The following is a 3,628-nucleotide window of genomic DNA, read 5'->3' as shown; positions in this document are numbered from 1 at the left end:
CTGCAAGCGCCGCAGCCGCGGCCACGGCCGGGGCGGCGTCATGAGCGCGGCGACCTGGCTGCCCCACCTCTGGCACTCGTGGCGCTCGCTGCGCCGCGAGGAGCTGGCCTGGTTCGTGCTGATCGGCGTCTTCTACGGACTGGTGGACGCATCGTCGATCTTCTACGTGATGGACGACGCACGCTGGCCGTTCGCGCTGGCCAACCAGATGCTCACGCCGCTGATGGTGTCCCTGGTGCTGCTGTCGACCTGGCTGCCCGCCTCGCGCAGCGCGCCGGAGAACCGCTGGCGCGTCGCGCGGCTGGCCGCGGCCGTGGTGCTCGGTGCCGTGCTGGCCAAGCTGGTCTACGACCAGCTCATGCCGCTGCTCCACCTGCCCTCCATCGCCGAACTCGCGCGCGACCGCAAGTGCGAGGCGCCTTGCCGTCCGCTCGGCTGGGTCAACTTCATCGGGGACTGTCTGTCGATCTGCGTCACCGCCAGCCTGTCCGTGGCCTGGTACGAGATGGCGATGCGCCGCCGCCGCACGCGCGCGAAGGTGGAAGCCCTGCTCCGCGAGCAGAGCGCCATGCAGCGCGACGCCGTGGCCGCGCGGCTGGCGGCGCTGCAGGCCCAGGTGGAACCGCAGTTCCTGTTCGACACGCTGGTGGACATCGAACGCGCCTACGACCGCGCCGACCACGAGGCGCCCGATCAGATGGAACGTCTGATCCGGCACCTGCGCGTGGCCCTGCCGCGACTGCGCGAGCGCGGCGTGACGCTGGCCTCGGAAGCGGCGCTGCTGGACAGCTACCTCGCCGTGGTCGCGGGACGCCATCGCCGGCAACTGAGCCTGTCGACCGACTGGTCGGCGTGGCTCGCCACACGGCCGGTGCCGCCGATGCTGCTGCTGCCGCTGGCGCAGCTGATGCTGCGCGACACCGCGCGGCTGCCGTCGCAGGCCCGGTTGAGCGCCCAGGAGTTGCCCGGCGGCGGTTTGCGACTGCGTCTGTCGTTCGACCGCGGCGGGCTGGGCGGCGAAGAATCGGCGCTGCACGCGCTCGGCGAACGGCTGGAGCGCCTCGAACGCGCGCCCGGGACCGCCGCGCCGCGGCTGCAGTGCCGCAGCAACGCCGACGACACTGAATTCACGCTGGAGCTGCCCGCATGACCCCCCACCCGACCGCCGTCGTCGCCGAAGACGAGGCCACGCTGCGCCATGAACTCGTCGAGCGGCTGTCGCAGCTCTGGCCGGAACTGGACATCCTCGGCGAGGCCGCCGACGGCGTGCAGGCGCTGCGCCTGCTGCACGAGGTCAAGCCCGACGTGCTGTTCCTCGACATCGAGATGCCGGGCGCCACCGGCCTGGACGTGGCGCGCCAGGTGCAGGGGCGGTCGCACGTCGTGTTCGTCACCGCCTACGACCAGTACGCCGTCGCCGCCTTCGACGAGGGCGCGGTGGACTACCTGCTCAAGCCGCTCGAACCCGCGCGGCTGTTCACCGCGATCCAGCGCATCAAGCAGCGCCTGGCGGGTCCGCCCGCCGACCTGAGCGCAGTGCTGAGCCAGCTCGGCGCGCAGGCGGGCGCGACCACCAAGCGGCAGTATCTGCGCTGGATCAACGCGTCGATCGGGCAGACGCTCAAGCTGATCACCGTCGACGAGGTGCTGTACTTCCAGTCCGACACCAAGTACACCCGCGTCGCCACGCGCCAGGGCGAGGCGCTGATCCGCAAGCCGCTCAAGGAGCTGGTGGAGGAACTCGATCCGCAGCAGTTCTGGCAGATCCACCGCTCCACGCTGGTCAACGCGGCGGCGGTCGCCGGCGTCTCGCGCGACTTCCGCGGCCGCATGCAGGTCAAGCTCAAGGAGAGCGAGGACGCGCTCATCGTCGCGGAGAGCTACACCCACCTGTTCCGGCAGATGTAGCCTGCAACGGCGCCTGTCGCGCACATGACCTCGCGGGCACTGAGCCGCTCCCACAATCGTCCACAAACGACGGGAGACAGCCATGGCCATAGCCGCCGCCGCCACTGCCAACGCCACTGCCAGCGCCACTGCCAACGCCACTGGCACCGAACACACGCACACCCGCATCTGCCCGCTCTGCGAAGCCTGCTGCGGGCTTGAGATCCGCACCCGCAGCTCCGCCGAAGGCACCTCCATCGTCTCCATCCGCGGCAACGACGCGGACCCCTTCAGCAACGGCTATCTCTGCCCCAAGGGCTTCGCGCTGAAGGACCTGCATGAAGACCCCGACCGCCTGCGCCAGCCGATGCGCCGCCGGGCGGACCGCTCCGGCTTCGATCCGGTCAGCTGGGATGACGCCTTCGAAGAGATCGCGCAACGCCTGCCCCCGCTGCGCGAGCAGTTCGGCGCCGACGCCGTCGCGCTGACGATCGGCAATCCGGCCTCGCACAAGATCGGCCTGTTCAGCTACTTCCCGCACCTGGCGCGCGCGCTGGGCACCCGCAACCTGTTCTCCGCCTCGACGCTGGACCAGATGCCCAAGCAGCTGGCCTGCGGGCTGATGTACGGCCACTGGCTCAGCGTCCCGGTGCCGGACCTGCCGCGCACCGACCTGTTCATCTGCCTCGGCGCCAATCCGATGGTCAGCAACGGCAGCCTGTGGACCAGCCCCGACTACCGCGGCAAGGCCAAGGCGATGCGCGCGCGCGGCGGCCGGATCATCGTCATCGACCCGCGCCGCACCGAGACCGCGCAGGCCGCCGACGAGCACCTCGCGATCCGCCCCGGCGGCGACGTCTTCCTGCTGCTGGGCCTGCTGCACACGGTGTTCGAGGAGGGGCTCGTGAATCTCGGCCGCATGTCCGATCACGTCGAGGGCCTGGACGCGCTGCGCGCCGCCGTCGCCGACTTCCCGCCCGAACGCGGCGCGGCGCACTGCGGCATCCCCGCGGACGCGCAGCGGCGGCTCGCGCGCGAGTTCGCCACGACACCGAAGGCCGTGCTCTACGGCCGCTTCGGCACCTGCACCCAACGCTTCGGTTCGCTGAACAGCTGGCTGATCGACGCGCTCAACATCGTCACCGGCCACTTCGACACCGAAGGCGGCCTGATGTTCCCGAAGGCGGCGGCCTTCGCCGCCAACACGATGGGCCGGCCGGGCCAGGGCAAAGGTGTCGCGACCGGTCGCCGCCAGAGCCGTGTCGGCAAGGCACCCGAGGTCATGGGCGAGTTCCCGCTCAGTTGCCTGGCCGAGGAGATCGAGACCCCCGGCCAGGGCCAGGTGCACGCGCTGATCACGGTGGCCTGCAACCCGGTGCTGTCCTCGCCGAACGGCGCGCGGCTGGCGCGGGCCCTCGACGGCCTGGATTTCATGGTCAGCCTGGACCCGTACATCAACGAGACCAGCCGCCATGCCGACCTGATCCTGCCGCCGCCGTCCCCGCTGGAGGACTGGCACTACGACATGGTGTTCGCGCAGTTGTCCTGGCGCAATCACGCGCGCTGGTCCGGTCCAGTCGTGCCTGCGACTCCCGAGACGCGCGCCGAATGGCAGACGCTCTTGCGATTGGCCGCGATCGTCGCCGGACAGCCGGCCGACGCGGACCTGCAGGCCTTCGACGACGCCGCGCTGCGCGCCGAGCTCAAGCGCCAGACCGGTGACCACGCCGAGGCCATCTTC

3 protein-coding genes are annotated in these 3,628 nt (G+C 70.9%); all 3 read left to right on the top strand.

Features of this window, described 5'->3' with window-relative positions:
* Window positions 1–1,150: histidine kinase (locus tag VF536_RS09720; protein ID WP_331614641.1), on the top strand; the 1,150-nt coding region annotated here is incomplete at its 5' end.
* Window positions 1,147–1,908, top strand: coding sequence for a LytTR family DNA-binding domain-containing protein (locus VF536_RS09715; RefSeq protein ID WP_331614640.1), 762 nt, complete (start codon window positions 1,147–1,149; stop codon window positions 1,906–1,908). The genes VF536_RS09720 and VF536_RS09715, both read left to right, overlap by 4 nt.
* Before the next feature lie 82 nt (window positions 1,909–1,990).
* The coding region (locus tag VF536_RS09710; RefSeq protein ID WP_331614639.1) for a molybdopterin-dependent oxidoreductase at window positions 1,991–3,628 on the top strand (1,638 nt) is incomplete at its 3' end.

Origin of the sequence: Roseateles sp. (assembly GCF_036486225.1) — a bacterium.
In the GTDB taxonomy this organism is placed as follows: Bacteria; Pseudomonadota; Gammaproteobacteria; order Burkholderiales; family Burkholderiaceae_C; genus Roseateles.
Note: the sequence above shows the minus strand (reverse complement) of the source record. Positions and strands in the feature narration are given on the sequence as shown.